Here is an 18,992-nt window from a genome sequence, read left to right as displayed (position 1 = left end):
CACAGCTCCCCGCGGCGGGGGTCCTAGAGTCGCGGGCAACGGAGTTCGAGCAGATCAGGAGGCGTTATGGCGAAGGTCACGGCCACCGCGGAACGGACGATCGACGCGCCGGCCGAGAAGGTGCGGGCACTCGTCGCCGACTACGCCGAGACCCGGCCGAAGATCCTGACCGAGCAGTACCGCGACTACGAGGTGGTCGAGGGCGGGACCGGGGCCGGCACCAAGGCGAAGTGGAAGTTGCAGGCCACCTCGAAGCGGGTGCGGGACGTCGCGGCGAGTGTGACGGAGCCGGAAGCGGGCACCCTGGTCGAGACCGACGCCAACTCCAGCATGGTCACCACCTGGACGGTGCGGCCCGTGGGCGAGCGCAGCGTCGTCCGGATCGAGACCACCTGGCAGGGCGCCGGGGGCATCGGCGGCTTCTTCGAGAAGACCTTCGCGCCGGCCGGGCTGCGGCGGATCTACGACGGTGTGCTGGCCAAGCTGGCCGAGCTCGTCTGAGCCGGTGGCTTCGGACACGAACCCGGGTCGCTGCCCCGGTTAGCGCGTTGGCGCCGGTGGACCACATCCCACGGCACCAGGAGTCATCGTGAGCACCACCGCGACCGAGATCCGGCTCGCTTCCCGTCCGCACGGCGCACCGACGCTCGACAACTTCGACATCGTCGACGTCGAGGTGCCCCGGCCGGGCGACGGCCAGGCGCTGGTTCGCAATCTGGAGATCAGCGTCGACCCCTACATGCGGGGCCGGATGAGCTCGGCCAAGTCGTACGTGCCGCCCTACGAGGTCGGCAAGGTGATGCTGGGCGGCGCGGTCGGTGTGGTCGTCGAGTCGAACACGGACGCGCTGCGGCCGGGTGACCTGGTGTTGCACGGATTCGGCTGGCGGTCGCACGCGGTCGTCACGCCGGAGCAGGCAGCGAAGATCGACGCCGGGGCGGCGCCGCGCGAGGCGTACCTCGGCGTGCTCGGGATGACCGGCCTCACCGCCTACGCCGGGCTGATGGAGATCGCGAAGTTCCGGCCGGGCGACACCGTGTTCGTCTCCGGTGCGGCCGGCGCGGTCGGGTCCGTCGCCGGTCAGCTCGCGAAGCTCAAGGGCGCCGGACGGGTCGTCGGCAGCGCCGGGTCCGCCGGGAAGGTCCGGCACCTGACCGACGACCTCGGTTTCGACGCCGCGTTCAACTACAAGGACGGGCCGGTCGCCGAACAGCTGGCGCAGGCCGCGCCCGAGGGCATCGACGTGTACTTCGACAACGTCGGCGGCGAGCACCTGGAGGCCGCGATCGCTTCGGCCAACGTGCACGCCCGGTTCGCGGTGTGCGGCATGATCTCCATCTACAACCTCACCGAGCCGCCCGCCGCGCCGCGGAACCTGGGCCAGATCATCGGCAAACGGCTCGGCATCCGCGGGTTCCTGGTCAGCGACCACTACGACCTGCAGGCGACGTTCCTCGACGAGGTCGCCCCGCTGGTCCGCTCCGGCGAGCTGAAGTACGAGGAGACGATCGTCGAGGGGCTGCGGAACGCGCCGCAGGCGTTCCTGGACCTCCTGGCCGGGGCCAACACCGGCAAGATGCTCGTCCGGCTCTGATCCGCCCGGCGCGATCGCCGGGCCTAGAACACCACCGTGCGGTTGCCGTGCACGAGAACGCGGCCTTCCAGGTGCCAGCGCAGCCCGCGCGCGAGCGTGACCTTCTCGATGTCGCGGCCCTTGCGCACCAGATCCGGCACGGTGTCGCCGTGGTCGACGCGGATCACGTCCTGCTCGATGATCGGCCCGGCGTCCAGGTCGGCGGTGACGTAGTGGCAGGTCGCGCCGACCAGCTTCACCCCGCGCCGGTGCGCCTGGTGGTACGGCCGCGCGCCGATGAACGACGGCAGGAAGCTGTGGTGGATGTTGATCGCCCGGCCGGACCACGCCCGGCACAGCTCGGGCGGCAGGATCTGCATGAACCGCGCCAGCACGACGGCGTGCGGATCGTGCTCGTCGACCAGCTTGCGCACCTCGCTGAACGCCTCCGCCTTGTCCCCGGCGGGAAACGGCACGTGGTGGAACGGGATCCCGTGCGCCCGGGTGATGTCGGCCAGGTTGTCGTGGTTGCCGATCACCGCCCGCACGTCGACGTCCAGCTCACCGGCCGCGACCCGGCCCAGCAGGTCGTAGAGGCAGTGCCCTTCCTTCGACACCAGGATCACCACGCGGCGTCGCTCGGCCGTGTCCTCCACGCGCCAGTTCGACTCCGCCGACAGGGACGTGGCCACCTCGGCGAAGCGGGACCGCAGTTCGTCCACTCCGAACGGCAGCGAATCCGCCCTGACCTCCTGGCGGGTGAAGAACCAGCCGGTGTCCGGGTCGGTGTGGTAGGCGGCCTCGACGATCCAGCCGCCGTTGTCGGCGAGGAACGACGCGACGCGCGCGACGATGCCGGTGCGGTCGGGACAGCCGAAGGTGATCACATAACGTCGTTCGGACACCGCACCATCTTCCCCGCTCACGGCGCGGCCAGGGGCGCCAGGAGACTCACGTCACCGGCCACCGAGGCGTGACTGGGCCGTCCCCACACCCGCCGGTACACGGCGTCGGCCGTGCCCGCGATGGTCACGTCGGCCTCGAACGCCGCGGTCACCGGGTCGATCGTCGCCGGTTCGCCGGGGTGCAGCACGACCCGCCACATGCGGCCGGCGTCGGCGGCGTGCACCAGCACCGAGCCGGAGACCGTGAACCGGTCCCACTTCGCCCGGGTGGGCAGAATCCAGGCGATCAGTTCGTCGATGCCGTCCGCGGCGAACTCCGGGTCGAACACCAGCGACGGGACCGACGAGGGATCGGCGCTGCCGGCGAGCGCGTGCTCGGCGTCGAGCCGGTGGATCGCGGTCTCGTGCGCCTGCCGCCGGGCCCAGGACCCGGCGTTCTGCTCGAAGCGGGTGAAGGGCAGCCATGCGGGTGCGGACGGGTCGGCGAGCTCGTCGACCATGGCGGTCATCTGCTCCGCCGACCACTCCAGGAGCTCAGTCCAGTCTTCGGGCGGCTGCCCGCGGCGCACGTTCTCGCCGGTCGGGTCGGTGAGTGCCGAGCGGACCCAGGAATGGACCTTGGCCAGATGGGCGACGAGGTGCTGGACAGTCCACTTCGGACAGGTCGGCACCGGGGCCTCCGGCCCCGCCTTCGCCGCCGCCGCCCACAGCTCCCTGCTCTGGTTCGCGATGATCGCGAGGTACGAGGCGTGCTCCATGCCGAGAGCGTATCCGCCGCACCACCTCGATGACACCGACCATGAGCAGCCCGATCCCGAACGACAGCAGCAGTCCCTTGGCCGGCTGACCGTCGAAGCTCGCGCCACCGATGGCGCCGATCACCACGCTGTAGACGGCCCAGATCCCGGCCCCCAGTGCGTCGAGTGTGACGAACCGCGCCCACGGCACGCCCATGCTGCCGGTCGCCAGCCCGCTCGCCACCCGGCCGCCGGGCAGGTACCGGCCGGCGACGATCAGCAGGCCCGCGTTGCGCTCGACCTGGTCGCGAGCCCACTCGTAGCGGTCCTGCTCGCCCGCCCGCAGCCACCGGGTCAGCGCCGGCGCGGCACCGCGGCCGACCGCGTGTGACAGGCAGTCCCCGGCTAGCGCCCCGGCAGCCGCGAGCAGCGCGAGCAACGCCAGCTTCGGCAGGTCCGTGCCGAGCAGCACGGCGACCGTGATCACCGTCGTCTCGCTCGGCATGAACGGCAGCAGCGCGTCGAGCCCGGCGACCGCGAACACGATCAGCCACAGCCACGGCGACCCGAGCGTGCTCTGCAGCAGCTCGCCGAGGTGGTCGAGGAAGTCAAGCATGGGCCGGGACCCGGGTGGCGCGGACCGCGTCCTGCGCCCGCGCGGCCAGCTCCCGCCGGTCCCCGAGCGGGTCGAGCGGCGGGTGCGCGGTCAGGCTGATGCGCAGGTCGCGGGCGCGCGTGACCCGGTTCAGCGACGGCAGGAGCGCGTCGTCGCCGACGAACGCCGCGACCGTGCTCGGCTGTCCGCCCTGCGCGTACTCGAAGGTCACCGGCCGCACGGGCGCACCGGCGTCGATCGCCGCCTGGAACGCGGCCCGCCGGAACGTGCCGCCCGTGCCGCCGCACCACGTCGTGCCCTCCGGGAACACCACGACCGATTCGCCTGCCCGCAGCGCGTCCGCCAGCCCGGCGACCACCGCCGGCAGTTCGCGCAGTTCGCGGCGGGCGATGAACCGGGTGCCGCAGGCCTGCGCGAGCGAGCCGATCAGCGGCCAGGAGCGCACCTCGCGCTTGGCCAGGAACCCGACCGGATCGACCGCGAGCACCGCGACGATGTCCAGCCAGGACACGTGGTTGGCCACGATCAGCGTTCCGGTGCCGGCGGGGACGCGCAGCAGGTCGGTGTTCGCCTCCAGCGTGACGCCGAGGGCGTCGAGCACACCGCGGGCGTGCGGCTGCAGGTTCCCCCGCCGCACGCCGGCGAGGACCGCGCCGAGCCCCATCCACCGTCGCACGCTTCGCAGTGTGCCGACCTCAGGCAGCCGGTGGGTGACGCAGTGAGGGGTACAAGGTGAAGTCACGTCCCACGGGTTCATGCATCGTCCCCGAGGAAGTACCGGCGGTAGCGCTCGTTGATCTCGTCGACCGCCAGCACGGTGAAGAAGTCGGCAACGGCGAAGTCCGCGTCGTGGGCGGGCGGCCCGCACACCCACGAACCCAGGCGCAGGTAACCGCGCAGCAGCGGGGGCACCTGGGCGTAGCTCGGCGCACGCCCGGTCCGCGGGAGAGGCAGCCACGGCCGGTGCGGTGCGACGCGCAGGTCGTCCGGGGGGCGGTGGCGGGCCTGCGCGAGCGCCCAGGTGGCCGCGGCCGAGGTGCCGCCGTCGGCGAGCGACACCGAGGCGCAGCCGGCGAGGTAGCGGTAGCCGTGGCCGACGACGTAGCGCGCCATCGCCGCCCACATCAGGTTGATCACGCCACCGGAGCGGTGGTCCGGGCGTACGCACGAACGGCCGGTCTCCACCAGGTGCGGCCGCAGCGGCGCCACACCGTCCAGGTCGAACTCCGACTGCGAGTACAGCCGGGTGGTCCGGCCGGGCGGCAGCAGCCGGTAGGTGCCGACGACCTCGCCGCCGGAGAACACGGCGAGGTGTTCGCACACCTCGTCGAACTCGTCGGTGTCCAGGCCGCTCGGGCGCGGTGCGGCACCGAACTCGGTGGTGAACACCTCGTGCCGCAGGCGCTGGCACGCCCGGACGACGTCGCGGTCCGTGGTGATGGCGGTTTCGTACTGGGTGCTGGTGAGCGTCGTGGTCATGCGCCGATCGTGTCCCGGCGAGGACCGCGGGACCAGGGACTTCCGGCAAGATCAGGGACAACCCGGGGAAGCCCCGTACGTGGTGTCCCTCCTACCGAAGTAGGGGCAGCCCTACCCGCTGCCACCCGGGGCGACCCGGTCCCACGGCACGGTCAGCTCGCCGAGCCGGATCCGGCGCGGCCGGGTCAGCACCGGCCAGCCGCGCGCGGCGAGCAGGCGCACGGTCTCCAGCCACCGGGCGCGGGCACCGAACGCCTGGTGCGGTGCGGCGGTGGCCCAGCACGTGTCCAGTGTGGACATCAGGTCGTGCACGCCTTCGCCCGCGACGTTGCGGTGGATCAGCGCCTTCGGCAGCCGCTCGGCCAAAGTGGACGGTTGGTCGAGCGAGCCGACGTGGCACGACAAGGTGAGCGTACGCGGGCCGTCGGCGTCGAGGGTGACCCAGGTGGACAGCCGGCCGATCTCGTCGCAGGTCCCCTCGACGAACAACCCGCCCGGCGCGAGCCGGTCCAGGACCAGCTTCCACGCGCCCGCGACCTCGTCCTCGGGGTACTGGCGCAGCACGTTGAACGCGCGCACGAGCACCGGCCGGGTACCGGCGAGCTCGAACCCGCCCTGCCGGAACTCCAGGACCGGCGGGTGCGCGGCCGGCCGGGCCGCCGCGACCCGCGCCGGATCGATCTCCAGCCCGAGCACCCGGATCCGCGGGTGCGCGCGGCGCAGCCGGGCAGCCAGCTCGACCGTGGTCACGGGGGACGCGCCGTACCCGAGGTCCACGACGAGCGGGTCCGGCGCGCGGCGCAGCGCGGCCGCCACCTCGGGGGCACCGGCCAGCCAGCGGTCGACGCGGCGGAGGCGGTTGGGATTCGTGGTTCCCCGGGTCGGCGCGCCTACCGGGCGCGCCCCAGCCATTCGCGGCTGAACTCGGCCTCGCGGGCGAGCAGGGTGGTCAGCTCGGCGGCGACGAAGCTCTCCAGCTTGCCACCGACCAGCGGGATCCGGACCTTGACCTCACCGCGGGTCTGCACCACGGTGCCGTCACCCGCCGGCCGGATCTCGGTGCGCGCGGTGATCTCGCCCGGCATCCCGCTCACCGTCGCCCGCGCGGTACCCGTGTAACCGTCACCGTCGCGGGTGAACGTGTGCTCCCGGTCGACGTAGAGGTCGCCGGGCTGCAGCTTGCGCACGATCGGCGGCAGCTTGTCCGCCTCGATCCCCTGGCGCAGCTGGTAGCGTGCGCCGTTCTCGTCCGCGGAGTGGCTGAGCAGGGCGCTGTTCTTGCCGCCGATCTCGGCCAGACGCGCCTTCAGCGCCTCTTCACCGGTCTCGGCCCGGAACACCTCGGAGACGCCGTACGCGTACTCCGCACGGTGCTCGATACGGGATGCCATGGGGCCAGACAGTACCGTTTGTCCTCGTGAGCCGTCTCGAAACACCGACCCAGACGACCCTGGCCGACCACACCACGCTGCGGCTGGGCGGCCCGGCGCGCGCGTTCGCGGTGGCCGGGACCACCGCCGAGCTGCTGGACGCGGTGCGCTCCGCCGACGGGCCGGTGCTGCTGCTCGGCGGCGGGTCGAACCTCGTCGTCGGTGACGCGGGCTTCCCCGGCACGGTGGTGAAGATCGCGACCCGCGGCTGGCGCATCGACGGCACCGAGGTCGAGGTCGCGGCCGGGCAGAACTGGGACGAGTTCGTCGCGGCGACCGTCGAGGCCGGGTTCGGCGGGCTGGAATGCCTGTCCGGCATCCCCGGCTCGGTCGGGGCGACCCCGATCCAGAACGTCGGCGCCTACGGCTGCGAGGTCGCCGAGCTGCTCACCTCGATCGACTGCTACGACCGCCGCACCGGCGAGGTGCGCCGGATGACCGCGGACGAGCTGGGTTTCGGCTACCGCACCAGCGTGCTCAAGGGCACCGACGCGGGCATCGTCCTCAGCGTGCGCTTCGCGCTGCGCGGGGACGGGCTGTCGGCGCCGATCCGCTACGCCGAGCTGGCCCGCACGCTCGGCGTCGAACCGGGGGCGCGGGTCCCGGCGGCGCGGGCCCGCGAAGCGGTGCTGACGCTGCGCCGCGGCAAGGGGATGGTGCTGGACCCGGCCGACCACGACACGTGGAGCGCCGGCTCGTTCTTCACCAACCCGATCGTCGCCGAGATCCCGCGGGCACTGGTGGGTGTCGAGATGCCGCGGTACCCGGCCGACGGCGGGGTGAAGCTGTCCGCGGCCTGGTTGATCGAGCGGGCCGGGTTCGCCAAGGGGCATCCGGGGCCGGGCGGGCGCGTGGCGTTGTCCACCAAGCACACGCTCGCCCTGACCAACCGGGGCCCGGCCAGCACCGCCGATCTGCTGGCGCTGGCGCGCGAGGTTCGGGACGGCGTGCGCGACCGCTTCGGTGTCACCCTCCGTCCCGAACCACTGCTGATCAACTGCTCCCTGTGATCAGATGCGGTGCGCGCGGGTGCCGTCGAGCTGCGCGCGGGGCTTCAGCACGATGGTGTCCAGGTTCACGTGCGGCGGCCGGGTCACCGCGAACGCGATGACCTCCGCCACGTCCCGCGCGGTCAGCGGGGTCAGCCCCGCGTACACCTTCTTCGCGCGGTCGGTGTCGCCGTCGAAGCGGTTGGCGGAGAAGTCGGTCTCGACCAGCCCCGGCGCGATCTCGGTGATCCGGATCGGGTCGCCCAGGTGCTCCAACCGCAGCGTGCGGTGCAGCGCCGACTGGGCGTGCTTGGCCGAGGTGTAGCCGGAACCGCCCGCGTACACCTCGTGGCCTGCGATCGAGGTGACGGTCACGACATGACCGTCACCGGAGGCGATCAGCTTCGGCAGCAGCGCTTTCGTCATGCGCAGCGTGCCGAGGACGTTGACCTCCCACATCCAGCGCCAATGGTCCTCGTCGGCGTCCGCCACGTGCTCCAGACCACGCGCACCACCCGCGTTGTTGACGAGAACGTGGCAATCTGGAACCCGCTGGACGAACGCCGCAACCGAATCGGGGTCGGTGACGTCCAGTACGTGTGCGGTTCCGGACAGATCGGCGGCCAGTTTTTCCAGGCGGTCGAGGCGGCGAGCCCCGAGCACGACGTGGAACCCGGCTTCGGCGAGAGCGCGAGCGGTCGCCTCGCCGATACCCGCGCTGGCGCCGGTGATCACGGCGGTTCGCTTGGTCGTCATACCGCACATACTCCCAGCGGGGGACGGGCCGGTAACGCGGCAGGGCCGAGCGTCGCTGGACGCTTGAGGAGAAGTACGGAGTGCGGAGGTACAGGGTGATCGAGAGGCGCACGGTCTTCAAGGCCGCGCTCGCCACGGGCGCGGCGACCATGGCCGCGGCCTGCACCAGCGGTGGTGACGGTGGTGGCGGCGGGCAGGACACCGGGGGCGGCGCGCCGGCGGAGACCAAGCCGGTGGCGGTCATCACCGCCGAGCCGGCCGTGGACGCCCGGGACGTGCCCGTGCTGCAGCCGGTCACGGTGAAGGTCGCGCAGGGCACGCTCACCGAGGTCAAGCTCACCAACCCCGACGGCAAGGCCGTCGCGGGGGCGCTCAGCGCCGACAAGACCACCTGGACCAGCAGCGAGACCCTCGGCTACGACAAGACCTACACCTACGCCGCGTCGGCCACCGGCACCGACGGCAAGCCGGTGCAGCTGTCCGGCAGCTTCCGCACCCTCAAGCCGGCCTCGACGGCGCGGGTCACGCTGAACCCGGCCGACAACGCGACGGTCGGCGTGGGGATGCCGGTGAGCGTGAAGTTCACCAGCGCGGTCAAGAACAAGGCCGCGGTGGAGCGGGCGTTGAAGATCGAGACCTCGACCGATGTCGAGGGCTCCTGGGGGTGGCTGTCCGACCAGCAGGTCGACTGGCGGCCGAAGGAGTACTGGCCGGCGAACACGAAGGTCAAGGTCGAGGCGAAGCTCTACGGCGTGGACCTCGGCGGTGGCGTCTACCCGCGGGCCGATGTCACCACCGAGTTCAAGATCGGCCGCAACCAGGTGGTCAAGATCAACACTCCGGACCACAAGATGAACGTCTACCGCGGCGGCGCGCTGGCCAAGAGCTACCCGTGCAGCAACGGGCTCGATTCCGATGTGAATCGCAACACGCCGAACGGCACCTACATCGTCATGACCAAGGAGCCGAGTGCGATCTTCGACAACGCGCGCTACGGCTACACCAACGTCAACAAGAAGTGGGCCTGCCGCATCTCCAACCACGGCGAGTTCATCCACGAGAACCAGGACAACGCGGCCAACATCGGGCGCGCCAACACCTCGCACGGCTGCGTCAACCTGCTGGAGGCCGACGCCAAGGACTACTTCGATTCGGCACTGATCGGCGATCCGGTGGAGATCACCGGCTCCCGCCTGGGCCCGGTCGTCAACTCCGACGTCATGGACTGGCTGGTCAGCTGGAACGCCTGGCGGGCCAAGTCGGCTCTGTGACGGTTTCACCCCGCTGGGAAGATGGCGGAGGCCGGTGAGCGTTGTCGTGCACAGGCACCGCCCCGATGCGGACAGACTGACACGGGAGTTGAACCAGGTGACGATCTCGCTGCGCGGATCCCGCTGGACGCAGACGCCTTCGCCGCGCAGGGTCGCGGTGCTGTCGGTGCACACGTCACCCCTGGAACAGCCCGGCACCGGGGACGCCGGCGGCATGAACGTCTACATCACGCACACCGCCGTCGAAATGGCCCGGCGCGGCATCGCCGTCGAGGTGTTCACCCGCGCGACCTCGTCCGACCAGCCGCCGGTCGCCGAGCTGGCGCCCGGGGTGCTGGTGCGGCACATCCCGGCCGGCCCGTTCGAACCGCTGGGCCGTGACGAGCTGCCCGCGCAGCTGTGCGCGTTCACCTCGGGCGTGCTGCGCGCCGAGGCGTTCCACGAGCCGGGCTACTACGACCTGATCCATTCGCACTACTGGCTGTCCGGCCAGGTGGGGTGGCTCGCGCGCGATCGCTGGGGCGTGCCGCTGGTGCACACCGCGCACACGCTGGCGAAGGTCAAGAACGCGGCGCTCGCGGCCGGCGACAAGCCCGAGCCGCGGACCCGGGTGATCGGCGAGGAGCAGGTGGTCGCCGAGGCCGACCGGCTGGTCGCGAACACGCCGGTCGAGGCGCGGCAGCTGGTGGAGCTCTACAGGGCCGATCCGGAGCGGGTGCACACGGTCGCGCCCGGCGTGGACCTGAACCGGTTCGTGCCCGGTTCGCGGGCCGGGGCGCGACGACGGTTCGGTCTGCCGCGCGACGCGGTGGTGCTGGCCTTCGCCGGCCGCATCCAGCCGCTCAAGGCTCCCGACGTGCTGCTGCACGCGGCGGCGCACCTCCTGCGGCGCCGTCCCGGGCTGCGGGAGCGGCTGGTGGTGCTGGTGGTGGGCGGCCCGTCGGGCACCGGGCTGGAGCAGCCGCAGGCCCTGCGTGAGCTGGCGGTTTCGCTGGGTATCCAGGACGTGGTGCGGTTCCTGCCACCGCAGCCGGGTGAACGGCTGGCGGAGGTGTACCGCGCCGCGGACGTGGTGGCGGTGCCGAGCTACAACGAGTCGTTCGGCCTGGTCGCGCTCGAGGCGCAGGCGTGCGGGACGCCGGTGGTGGCGGCCGAGGTCGGCGGTCTTCCGGTGGCGGTCGCGCACGGCGTGTCCGGGCTGCTGGTGCCCTCGCACGACGCGCGGGAGTGGGCCGGTGCGCTGGCCAGCGTCGCGTTGCGGCCGGCCCGGCGGGACGAGCTGGCCGAGAACGCGCTGGTGCACGCGCGGCGCTTCTCCTGGGCACGCACCACGGACGCCTTGCTGGAGACGTACGCGGCGGCTTCGCGCACGCTGGCCGCGCTGCACGAGGAGGTCGCGGTATGACGCTGGACAAGACGATCCGGACCGCGCTGGACGAGGCCGGGCTGGCCTACGACCGCAAGGACGAGGGGAAGTACTTCGTCACCCTGCCCGGCACCAAGAAGCTCCAGACCACCGTGTGGCTCATCGAGCGCGAGCACGCGCTGGCCGTGGAGGCGTTCGTGTGCCGGCGTCCGGACGAGGACCACGAGCAGGTGTACCGGTTCCTGCTGCGCCGCAACGCGAAGCTCTACGGCGTGCACTACACGGTCGACGCGCTGGGGGACATCTATCTGGTGGGCCGGTTCGGCAAGGGCACGGTCACCGAGGCCGAGCTGGACAAGATCCTCGGGCAGGTGCTGGAAGCCGCCGACGGCGACTTCAACACGATCCTGGAACTCGGCTTCGCGACGAGCATCAAACGGGAGTGGGACTGGCGGGTGAGCCGCGGGGAGAGCCTCGCGAACCTGCAGGCGTTCAAGCATCTGATAGAGCCAGAACAACCCCATGACCCCGGCAGCCTGACTGAGTAACCGCGGGGGGCGTGCTGGTCCACGCCCATCGCGCCCAGCGCCCGCCAAGGCGAGGAGCTCGCACCGTGACGCCCGCCCGCGGCGAGCGGAGCGAGCACGCGGACGAGCGGGCGGGGCGGCTTGAGGGAGGGGGAGTCGCGAACTCAAGCCGCCCCGCGAACGCTCCCGCCGCTTCTGGACCCGGTGGCGAGGGGGAGTGCCAACGGGGCCGGCGGGCCGCAGCCCGGCAGGGGGAGACAGGCTGCGGTCGTACCCCGCGACCGGCTGGGGAGTGCGTGGAATTCCAGCCGAGCGGGACGTAAGTCAACTTGGCAGATGTCCACCAGTAATCACAAGACTACTGGTTACTCCGTTCGAGTGATTCTCACTGTCTGTGTTAACGGTGTGCAGTAAGTGTCACTTTCAAGACCGCGGCCCAGCGCGTCAAAAAGCGGTCGGGCGATCCTCTACCGGGTGGCGGCACACTGTCCGTAGAAGGCCGCTGCCCGGTGGGCCGTCATCCGGTCGCTCGCCGTGTTCTGGCAGGCTAGCGGTATGGCCGAACTTGGGACGCTGGTGCTGCTCCGCCACGGGCAGAGCACCTGGAACGCCGAGAACCTGTTCACCGGCTGGGTCGACGTGCCCCTGTCCGAGCTCGGGCAGCAGGAGGCCCGCAAGGGCGGTGAGCTGCTCGCCGAGAGCGGGCTGCTGCCGGACGTCGTCCACACGTCGCTGCTGCGCCGGGCGATTTCGACCGCCAACATCGCGCTCGACGTCGCCGACCGGCACTGGATCCCGGTGCGCCGCGACTGGCGCCTCAACGAGCGGCACTACGGCGCGCTCCAGGGCAAGAACAAGAAGCAGGTCCGGGACGAGTTCGGCGAGGAGCAGTTCATGCTCTGGCGCCGCTCCTACGACGTGCCGCCGCCGCCGATCGAGCGCGGCAGCGAGTTCAGCCAGGACACCGACGTGCGTTACGGGCCGGACGCGCCGCTCACCGAGTGCCTCAAGGACGTGGTGGCGCGCCTGCTGCCCTACTGGGACTCCGCGATCGTGCCCGACCTGCGCGCCGGCCGGACCGTGCTCGTCGCCGCCCACGGCAACTCGCTGCGTGCCCTGGTCAAGCACCTCGACGGCATCTCCGACGACGACATCGCCGGCCTGAACATCCCCACCGGCATCCCGCTGCGCTACGACCTCGACGCCGACCTGAAGCCGGTCACCCCCGGCGGCACCTACCTCGACCCGGACGCCGCCGCGGAGGCCGCTGCCGCCGTGGCCAACCAGGGCCGCTAGACCGCACCCGCCAACGGCCGGTTCCCGCCCCGGGAGCCGGCCGTTCGCGCGTTCGGCGCTCGATCCGCCGCCACAGGACCACCTCGCAGACCGCGAACACCACGACCGCGCCGGCCACGATCGCCGTCTTGAGCAGCAGGTCCGCCAGCAGGCCGCGCCGGTGCAGCACCCGGACGCGTGGCCGCCGGCGGAGTTGCCGGCGGTGCTGCGCCCGGCACCTGGACGATCTGGACCGGACCTGGCGTTCTGGCCTGGACCACTCGGTCAACGAGCCGATCGGCAGCTCGGCCGCGGACCACCGTGCACCAGGGCCCGAACGTGCTCGCCAGCCCGGCCGCGTTGCTGCGGCTGTCCGAAGACGAACTGGCGCGACTCGACGGGGTGAATGGTCACGGGACGGGACAGGACGCGTGAACGCTGGTTGACGGGCGGGGAAACACCCCTCGTGGAGGTGTCACAGCCGTCACGAGAAGTCGTCCGGGACTAGGCCGGAGCGCCACTTCCATGCTTACGATTCACCCGTGAGTGCGCCGGGTGCGGTTCTGCTGGCCGTCGGCTGTCTGCTGGCCGGCCTGATCGCCGGTTACCTCGTTCCGCGGCTGCGGCAGCGGCGGGCCCAGCGACGGCCCGTCGGCCCCACGGTCGCCGAGCTGCTGCTCCGGCTGGTCCGCTCGTCGAACAACGGGATCCTGGTGCTGAACCGCTTCGGCGACCTGGTGCTGTCCAACCACCGCGCCGAGGTGCTCGGCCTGGTCCAGGCCAATCGCGCGGACCCGCGGGCGCGGGTCGCGGCCGAACAGGTCCAGGAGACCGGCGATCCCCTCGATATCGACCTGTCGCCCCTGGAGGCCCGCGGCCGTCAGCCGGAGGCCGTGGTCGCCGAGATCCGGCCGCTCGGCGAGGGCTTCACCGTCGTCGAGGCGGTGGACCACTCCGAGGCGGCCCGGCTGGAGGCGGTGCGGCGCGACTTCGTCGCGAACGTCAGCCACGAGCTCAAGACGCCGGTGGGCGCGATCGCGCTGCTCGCCGAGGCGGTCCTGGACGCGGCCGAGGACGTGACGGAGGTGCGCCGCTTCGGTGGCAAGATCCTGCACGAGTCGACCCGGCTCGGCACCCTGGTCAGCGAGCTGATCGCGTTGTCCCGGCTGCAGGGCGCCGAGCGGCTGCCCGATCTGAACGTGGTCGAGGTGGACGCCGTGGTGCGGGAGGCGCTGGGCCGCACCCGGCTCTCCGCCGAGTCCCGGGAAATCCAGATCACCACGGACGAGCCCAGCGGCCTGCTCATCGAGGGCGACCGCACGCTGCTGGTCACGGCGCTGTCGAACCTGCTGGACAACGCGGTCAACTACTCCCAGCCGGGCAGCCCGGTGACGATCAGCCGCCGCCTGTCCGGCGGCATGGTCGAGATCGCGGTGACCGACCGCGGCATCGGCATCGCCGAGGAGGACCAGCAGCGCGTCTTCGAACGCTTCTACCGGGCGGACAAGGCGCGCTCGCGCGCCACCGGCGGCACCGGGCTCGGCCTGGCCATCGTCAAGCACGTCGCCGCCAACCACGGCGGCGACGTGAAGCTGTGGAGCAGGCCGGGCACGGGATCGACGTTCACACTGCGGATCCCGATGCACCAGTCCGGGCGCAACGGGGACGGAACCCCCGACGCTCGCGACGACCAGACCACCGCACAGCTGTCGCGGCTCGTGACCGCCGCCAAGGACGGCCGGAACCAGGGAGGAAAGTAGTGACGAGAGTGCTCATCGTCGAGGACGAGGAGTCCTTCGCCGACCCGTTGGCCTTCCTGTTGCGCAAGGAGGGGTTCACGGCCGCGGTCGCCACGAACGGCCAGCAGGCCCTGGACGAGTTCGACCGCAACGGGGCGGACATCGTCCTGCTGGACCTGATGCTGCCCGGGATGAGCGGCACCGACGTGTGCAAGCAGCTGCGGCAGCGCTCGGCCGTGCCGGTGATCATGGTGACCGCGCGGGACAGCGAGATCGACAAGGTCGTGGGCCTGGAGCTGGGCGCCGACGACTACGTCACCAAGCCGTACTCGGCGCGGGAGCTGATCGCCCGCATCCGCGCGGTGCTCCGGCGTGGCGGCGAGACCGGCGGCGACGGCGAGCTGTCGCCGCCCGTCCTGGCGGCCGGTCCGGTGCGGATGGACGTCGAGCGGCACGTGGTCACCGTCGACGGCGGCGAGGTGTCGCTGCCGCTCAAGGAGTTCGACCTGCTCGAATACCTGCTGCGCAACGTCGGCCGGGTGCTCACCCGCGGGCAGCTGATCGACCGGGTGTGGGGCGCGGACTACGTCGGCGACACCAAGACGCTCGACGTCCACGTCAAGCGCCTGCGCTCGAAGATCGAGCCGGATCCGGGCTCGCCGCGCCACCTGGTCACCGTGCGCGGTCTCGGGTACAAGTTCGAGTCCTGAGCAAGCCGAGGTGGCCTATCCGGCACTTTGCGGCCGCACACGGGAGGTACCGGTACCGTAGGGTTTTGTGCGCTTAGGGGTACTCGACGTCGGTTCGAACACCGTCCACCTGCTCGTGGTGGACGCACACCGCGGTGCCCACCCGACGCCGATGCACTCCGAGAAGACCGTGCTGCGGCTGGCGGAGCAGATCACCAAGCACAACCACCTCGCCAAGCAGGGTGCGCAGGCGCTGGTCGAGGCCGTGCAGAACGCCAAGGTCGCCGCGGCGGCACTGGGCTGCGAGGAGCTGATGGCGTTCGCCACCTCCGCGGTGCGCGAGGCCGACAACAGCTCCGAGGTGCTGCGCAAGGTCGCCGACGCCACCGGTGTCGAGCTGACCGTGCTGTCCGGGGTCGACGAAGCCCGGCTGACCTTCCTCGCGGTGCGGCGGTGGTTCGGCTGGTCGGCCGGCCAGCTGCTGGTGCTCGACATCGGGGGCGGTTCGCTCGAGGTGGCGATGGGGATCGACGAGGAGCCGGCGCTGGCGGAGTCCCTGCCGCTCGGCGCGGGCCGGATCAGCCGCACCCGCTTCGCGCACGACCCGCCGACCCGGTCCGAGCTCGTATCCACCTCGGCGTGGCTGGAGGACCAGCTCGCGCCGCTGGCCAGACGGGTCGCCAAGCTCGGCCCGCCGGACCGCGTGGTGGCGACCTCGAAGACCTTTCGTTCCCTGGCCAGACTGACCGGGGCGGCGCCCTCCGCAGCCGGCCCGCGGGTACGCCGTACCCTGTCCCAGACCGCACTGCGGCAGCTCATCGCCTTCATCTCCCGGATGGAGGCGGCCGACCTCGCCGAGCTGGAGGGCGTCAGCGCGAGCCGCGCGCACCAGCTGGCCGGTGGCGCGCTGGTGGCCCAGGCCGCGATGCGGGCGCTGTCGCTGGACGAACTGGAGATCTGCCCCTGGGCGCTGCGAGAGGGCGTCATCCTGCGGCGGCTTGATCACTCCAACGGTGACGAGGCGGCTGTTCGCCGCGGCAGAACCACCGGTGACAGCACACGGCTGGACCTCGGTGAGCTCGATCAGGCACGGTGAAAGGCGGAAGGATGCGTAAGGCGGTGGTGGGCGTGTGCGGTACACGAGCCCGCGTCTTGTGGCCCTACGCGCTGGTTGGGATGACACGATGAGCCGAGAGAGCCGAGAAGACCGGTCGCAGAAGACCGTCGCCGAGCTGCTCGCCCTCCACGGGGGGAACATCGAGGGCCGGCGGCGGCGCCGTCGCGCGGCCGACGACGAGGACGTGGCGCCCGAGGAGGCCGACGGCCCGCGCCGCGGCCACGACGTCACCGAGACCGGCCCGCAGGCGATCATCGACCGGGTCCGCGCGAACGGTGCGCCCCCGGGGCGCAACGGCGGCCGCCGGGCCGTGCCCGACTCGCCGGGCCGTCCGGACCCGGCCGGGTTCCGCCGGCCCGAGCAGGGCCCGCCGCCGGTACCGCCGGGTCAGCCCGTGCCGCCGGGTCACCCCGTTCCCCCGGGCCAGCCCGTGCCGCCGGGTCAGCAGAGCTCCGCGGCGATGCCGCGGCCGGTCCTGCCGGACTCGCCGGGTTCGCCCATACCGCCCGGTCAGCAGAGTTCCGCCGCGATGCCGCGCCCGCCGGCGCCGGAGCCGCCGGGCCCGGCTCGTCCGGACCCGGGTGCCCTCCCGCGGCGCCAGCAGGACTCGGGCGGCTTCGCGCGCCCGAACACCGGCGCCTTGCCGCCGCCGCAGGATTCGATGCCGCTGCGGCGCCCGCACCCGCAGGACTCCGCGTACCTGCGCCGCCCGCCCCAGGAGTCGGGCGCGTTGCCGCTGCCGCCGCAGGACTCCGGCGCCCTGCCGGTGCCGCCCGTCGAGGCGGTACCGCCACCGCTGCGCCGCCGTCCGCCGGGCGAGGAGACGAGCACCGGTCTCGCCGCGCGGCTGGACGGGCTCGACGCGCCGGTCGACCCGGACGTCCCGCCCACCGGCGGGCGGGCCACCGGTACGTTCCCGCCGCCGGGCCGCCCGCGGCGTGCCCCGGCGCGTGTCACCCCGCCGCCGGACCCGAGCACCGAGCAGTTCGAGCCGGTGGGCGAGATCAAGCCGGCCGACGAGCCGTCGCCGGACGCGCCGCCGGCCGGGCTGGCCGCTCCGCCCGCGGGCCTGCAACGCTGGCGCCGTGGCCGGGAGGCGGCCCGCGCCGAGGAGGACACCGAGGTCGGCATCATGCCGCCGGTGCGGGACCCGGGCGGTCCCGACGAGCCGACCGGGTTCCACCCGGCGACGTTCCCGCCCGGCGGTCCGCCGCAGCCGGACGAGCCCGGACCGGACCTGGAGGCCACCGGGTTCCACGACCCGTTCGCCGAGGACATCGAGGAGGTCGAGAACCTCGACGACGTCGAGGACGCGGACGAGTTCGGCGAGTTCGGCCCAGCCGAGGAGGGGGCCGAACCCGGCTACGACTACGACGAGGAGGCCGCGGAGCCGGAGGAGGCCGCCGCCGAACCCGACGCGGAACCGGAGACGGAGCCCTCGCCGGCGAAGCAGTGGCTCTCGATGGCCGCTCAGCTCGCCGGTGGGGTCGTCGGTGGCGCGGCCGTGTGGCTGGGCTTCAACTGGCTGTGGGGCAAGATCCCGGCGGCGGCGCTGATCGCCGCGCTGGTGGTGATCGTCGGGCTGGTGTGGATCGTCCGGCGCATCCGCCGCGCCGACGACATCCAGACCACGGTCCTCGCGGTGCTGGTCGGTCTCGTGGTGACCGTCTCGCCCGCGGCCCTGCTGTTGTTGTCGAGGTAAGGCGAGCGTGCCGGTACCGATCGGAATGTCCACCGCGTCGGTCTGGCCGCTGCGGGCCGGCGCGGCTTTCGAGCTGGCCCAGCGGCTGGGGTACGACGGGGTCGAGGTGATGGTCTGGGTCGACCCGCTCAGCCAGGACGTCGGGGCGCTGCGGCGCCTCTCCCGGCGGACCGGCGTGCCGGTGCTGTCGGTGCACTCGCCGTCGCTGCTGATCACGCAGCGGGTGTGGTCGCCGGACCCGGTGGTGCGGCTGCGCCGCAGCGTCGAGGCGGCCCTCGAGCTGGAGGCGCGCACCGTCGTCGTGCATCCGCCGTTCCGCTGGCAGCGCCGCTACGGCGACGCGTTCGCCGACCTCGTGGCCGAGCTGGAGGACGACACCGGCGTCGAGATCGCGGTCGAGAACATGTTCAAGGTCCGGCCGCCGGGCGGTCGCCGGGACGCGCGCGTGTCCGCGTTCCGGCCGTCGATCGACCCGACGGAGGTCGGCTACCGGCACTACACGCTCGACCTGTCGCACAGCGCCGCCGCGGGGATGGACGCGCTGGCGCTCGCCGACCGCATGGGGCCGGGCCTGACCCACGTGCACCTCGCGGACGGCACCGGAGTCCCGAAGGACGAGCACCTGGTTCCCGGCCGGGGGAACCAGCCGTGCGCGGAGCTGCTGGAGAAGCTGGTGGCGGCGTCGTTCACCGGTCAGGTGGTCCTGGAGGTCAACACGCGCCGCGCGGCGAGCGCCGACCGCGCCCGTGACCTGGCCGAAGCGCTGTTGTTCGCGCGCTTCCACCTCGGCCGGTGAGCCCCCCTACAAGATCAACTTTCCG

The 18,992-nt window shown here is 72.3% G+C and carries 19 protein-coding genes and 1 pseudogene; 12 read left to right on the top strand and 8 right to left on the bottom strand.

Annotation, left to right across the window (positions count from 1 at the left end; translation table 11 throughout):
• Positions 1–66 precede the first annotated feature (66 nt).
• Both FHX45_RS14040 and FHX45_RS14035 read left to right on the top strand, forming a co-directional pair.
• Positions 67–501 carry an SRPBCC family protein gene (locus FHX45_RS14040; protein WP_167101093.1) on the top strand — a complete coding sequence of 145 codons (435 nt, stop codon included), beginning with the start codon at positions 67–69 and terminating at the stop codon, positions 499–501.
• 85 nt (positions 502–586) lie between these two features.
• Entirely contained in the window at positions 587–1,594 is a 1,008-nt protein-coding gene (locus tag FHX45_RS14035; RefSeq protein ID WP_167108914.1) for a zinc-binding dehydrogenase, read from the top strand.
• Between the two features lie 23 nt (positions 1,595–1,617).
• Here FHX45_RS14035 and purU read toward each other — a convergent pair whose 3' ends face one another.
• From purU to FHX45_RS14000, 7 genes and pseudogenes are all read right to left on the bottom strand, one after another.
• Positions 1,618–2,478, bottom strand: a complete 861-nt coding sequence (purU, locus tag FHX45_RS14030; protein ID WP_167101090.1) for a formyltetrahydrofolate deformylase — start codon at positions 2,476–2,478, stop codon at positions 1,618–1,620.
• A gap of 17 nt (positions 2,479–2,495) precedes the next feature.
• Positions 2,496–3,236, bottom strand: a complete 741-nt coding sequence (locus FHX45_RS14025) for a maleylpyruvate isomerase family mycothiol-dependent enzyme (RefSeq protein WP_208405921.1) — start codon at positions 3,234–3,236, stop codon at positions 2,496–2,498.
• 172 nt (positions 3,237–3,408) lie between these two features.
• A pseudogene (locus FHX45_RS28085) lies at positions 3,409–3,720 on the bottom strand (VTT domain-containing protein); the annotation flags it as partial.
• Positions 3,721–3,823: 103 nt separating this feature from the next.
• Positions 3,824–4,507, bottom strand: coding sequence for a 1-acyl-sn-glycerol-3-phosphate acyltransferase (locus FHX45_RS14015; RefSeq protein WP_167101087.1), 684 nt, complete (start codon positions 4,505–4,507; stop codon positions 3,824–3,826).
• A gap of 77 nt (positions 4,508–4,584) precedes the next feature.
• Positions 4,585–5,310: a GNAT family N-acetyltransferase gene (locus FHX45_RS14010; protein WP_167101084.1), complete on the bottom strand. Its 726-nt coding sequence runs from the start codon at positions 5,308–5,310 to the stop codon at positions 4,585–4,587.
• Positions 5,311–5,421: 111 nt separating this feature from the next.
• Positions 5,422–6,222, bottom strand: a complete 801-nt coding sequence (locus FHX45_RS14005) for a class I SAM-dependent methyltransferase (protein WP_167101081.1) — start codon at positions 6,220–6,222, stop codon at positions 5,422–5,424.
• The gene (locus tag FHX45_RS14000; protein ID WP_167101078.1) at positions 6,201–6,701 is read right to left on the bottom strand and encodes a DUF2505 domain-containing protein; all 501 of its coding nucleotides are present in this window, start codon (positions 6,699–6,701) and stop codon (positions 6,201–6,203) included. The genes FHX45_RS14005 and FHX45_RS14000 overlap by 22 nt, the downstream gene beginning before the upstream one ends.
• A 26-nt stretch (positions 6,702–6,727) precedes the next feature.
• On the opposite strand from FHX45_RS14000, the gene FHX45_RS13995 reads away from it, so the two are divergent.
• Entirely contained in the window at positions 6,728–7,750 is a 1,023-nt protein-coding gene (locus tag FHX45_RS13995) for a UDP-N-acetylmuramate dehydrogenase (RefSeq protein ID WP_167101075.1), read from the top strand.
• On the opposite strand, the gene FHX45_RS13990 is transcribed toward FHX45_RS13995, so the two are convergent.
• The gene (locus FHX45_RS13990; protein ID WP_167101072.1) at positions 7,751–8,485 is read right to left on the bottom strand and encodes an SDR family oxidoreductase; all 735 of its coding nucleotides are present in this window, start codon (positions 8,483–8,485) and stop codon (positions 7,751–7,753) included.
• A 95-nt stretch (positions 8,486–8,580) separates the two neighbouring features.
• On the opposite strand from FHX45_RS13990, the gene FHX45_RS13985 reads away from it, so the two are divergent.
• From FHX45_RS13985 to FHX45_RS13945, 9 genes are all read left to right on the top strand, one after another.
• Complete coding sequence (locus FHX45_RS13985; RefSeq protein ID WP_167101069.1) at positions 8,581–9,756, top strand: Ig-like domain-containing protein; 1,176 nt, start codon at positions 8,581–8,583, stop codon at positions 9,754–9,756.
• 97 nt (positions 9,757–9,853) lie between these two features.
• On the top strand, positions 9,854–11,161 hold the full coding sequence (gene mshA / locus FHX45_RS13980) for a D-inositol-3-phosphate glycosyltransferase (RefSeq protein ID WP_424923806.1): 1,308 nt from the start codon (positions 9,854–9,856) through the stop codon (positions 11,159–11,161).
• Entirely contained in the window at positions 11,158–11,670 is a 513-nt protein-coding gene (locus FHX45_RS13975) for a type III secretion system chaperone family protein (RefSeq protein WP_167101066.1), read from the top strand. Before mshA ends, FHX45_RS13975 begins: the two co-directional genes overlap by 4 nt.
• A 534-nt stretch (positions 11,671–12,204) precedes the next feature.
• Positions 12,205–12,945 (top strand): phosphoglyceromutase, encoded by a 741-nt coding sequence (locus FHX45_RS13970; RefSeq protein ID WP_167101063.1) that lies wholly within the window; start codon positions 12,205–12,207, stop codon positions 12,943–12,945.
• 521 nt (positions 12,946–13,466) lie between these two features.
• The gene (locus FHX45_RS13965) at positions 13,467–14,684 is read left to right on the top strand and encodes an ATP-binding protein (RefSeq protein WP_167101060.1); all 1,218 of its coding nucleotides are present in this window, start codon (positions 13,467–13,469) and stop codon (positions 14,682–14,684) included.
• Positions 14,684–15,373: a response regulator gene (locus FHX45_RS13960; protein WP_167101057.1), complete on the top strand. Its 690-nt coding sequence runs from the start codon at positions 14,684–14,686 to the stop codon at positions 15,371–15,373. Before FHX45_RS13965 ends, FHX45_RS13960 begins: the two co-directional genes overlap by 1 nt.
• A gap of 67 nt (positions 15,374–15,440) precedes the next feature.
• Positions 15,441–16,448, top strand: a complete 1,008-nt coding sequence (locus FHX45_RS13955) for a Ppx/GppA phosphatase family protein (protein ID WP_167101054.1) — start codon at positions 15,441–15,443, stop codon at positions 16,446–16,448.
• Between the two features lie 88 nt (positions 16,449–16,536).
• Complete coding sequence (locus FHX45_RS13950) at positions 16,537–18,171, top strand: hypothetical protein (RefSeq protein WP_208405919.1); 1,635 nt, start codon at positions 16,537–16,539, stop codon at positions 18,169–18,171.
• A 25-nt stretch (positions 18,172–18,196) separates the two neighbouring features.
• Positions 18,197–18,967 (top strand): sugar phosphate isomerase/epimerase family protein, encoded by a 771-nt coding sequence (locus FHX45_RS13945; RefSeq protein WP_167108901.1) that lies wholly within the window; start codon positions 18,197–18,199, stop codon positions 18,965–18,967.
• Positions 18,968–18,992 lie beyond the last annotated feature (25 nt).

This window comes from Amycolatopsis granulosa (assembly GCF_011758745.1).
Taxonomy (GTDB): domain Bacteria; phylum Actinomycetota; class Actinomycetes; order Mycobacteriales; family Pseudonocardiaceae; genus Amycolatopsis_E; species Amycolatopsis_E granulosa.
This window is presented reverse-complemented; position numbering and strand designations above follow the sequence as displayed.

Excerpts from the sequence above, each read along its gene's own strand:
- FHX45_RS13990 (WP_167101072.1), bottom strand. The coding sequence starts at position 8,485 with ATGACGACCAAGCGAACCGCCGTGATCACCGGCGCCAGCGCGGGTATC.
- FHX45_RS13970 (WP_167101063.1), top strand. The coding sequence starts at position 12,205 with ATGGCCGAACTTGGGACGCTGGTGCTGCTCCGCCACGGGCAGAGCACC.
- FHX45_RS13950 (WP_208405919.1), top strand. The coding sequence starts at position 16,537 with ATGAGCCGAGAGAGCCGAGAAGACCGGTCGCAGAAGACCGTCGCCGAG.
- FHX45_RS14000 (WP_167101078.1), bottom strand. The coding sequence starts at position 6,701 with ATGGCATCCCGTATCGAGCACCGTGCGGAGTACGCGTACGGCGTCTCC.
- FHX45_RS14025 (WP_208405921.1), bottom strand. The coding sequence starts at position 3,236 with ATGGAGCACGCCTCGTACCTCGCGATCATCGCGAACCAGAGCAGGGAG.
- FHX45_RS13975 (WP_167101066.1), top strand. The coding sequence starts at position 11,158 with ATGACGCTGGACAAGACGATCCGGACCGCGCTGGACGAGGCCGGGCTG.
- FHX45_RS14010 (WP_167101084.1), bottom strand. The coding sequence starts at position 5,310 with ATGACCACGACGCTCACCAGCACCCAGTACGAAACCGCCATCACCACG.
- FHX45_RS14005 (WP_167101081.1), bottom strand. The coding sequence starts at position 6,222 with ATGGCTGGGGCGCGCCCGGTAGGCGCGCCGACCCGGGGAACCACGAAT.
- FHX45_RS13945 (WP_167108901.1), top strand. The coding sequence starts at position 18,197 with ATGTCCACCGCGTCGGTCTGGCCGCTGCGGGCCGGCGCGGCTTTCGAG.
- FHX45_RS14040 (WP_167101093.1), top strand. The coding sequence starts at position 67 with ATGGCGAAGGTCACGGCCACCGCGGAACGGACGATCGACGCGCCGGCC.